This is a genomic window from Vibrio sp. D173a (assembly GCF_030248475.1).
In genome coordinates this window covers 1-836 of the sequence record NZ_JAHGAH010001011.1, presented here as the reverse complement: position 1 = coordinate 836, position 836 = coordinate 1, and the positions used below count along the sequence as shown (strand labels likewise).

The following is an 836-nucleotide window of genomic DNA, read 5'->3' as shown; positions in this document are numbered from 1 at the left end:
TTTTAACTCTTGAAGCGATATTTCTAGATCTTTTACTTCAATGAGCGTTTTTTCTAACTTAATGAGCTTTAAGTTACTGATTTCAGTGATTAACACAATAACAATAAGTGCACTAATCGCTAGGCCAGTAAGGCCATATAGCTTATGTTTTATTTTCATAGGGCAATTCCAGAACAACAACACCATCAGAAGCCGTTATATATTTATTATTTGCTTCCGCAGACACCCTAGCCGACTGTTATTATCTTATAAAATTCTTGTTACATTTAATCAAAGCTTTTATTAAAAACATCTGCCTCATAAATGAGACAATCAAGATAAACGTACAAAAACCCTCCAAAAATTCACTATACCGTTTCAAACACAATAAAAACTGCGAGCGATCTCACCAAAATAATCATTAACAATCTTGACGCATTTAATCTTGATTTTTGTATCTTAACCTCTTGCTGACAGGCGGAATCTTTTATTTCATCTATGCTTAATAACAATCAGAAATAATAAAATCAGGTCGTTATAACTATGAGAAATAGCGATATTGCCAAGTTGAGAGGGCTCGACTTCAATTTGCTCAAAACCCTGTCCGTATTACTTGAACACAAACACGTTTCTAAGAGCGCAGACTTACTGTTTTTGTCGCAGCCTGCGGTAAGTAAACAGCTCACTCGCTTAAGAACGATGTTTAACGACCCTTTGTTGGTCAGATCGGGTAACAACCAACTTCTTACCCCTAAAGCTGAACGTATTAAGCCGCAAGTAGAGGCTTTATGTGAGCAAGTAAAACAACTTGTGGTCCCAGACGAGCTCAACCTAAAAGAAGTCGATGCGAGCGTGAG

The 836-nt window shown here is 36.7% G+C and carries 1 protein-coding gene; it reads left to right on the top strand.

Annotated features, from left to right (window positions below):
- Positions 1-522: 522 nt before the first annotated feature.
- A partial coding sequence (locus KIV40_RS30940) for a LysR family transcriptional regulator (RefSeq protein WP_285353121.1) occupies positions 523-836 on the top strand: 314 nt, incomplete at its 3' end.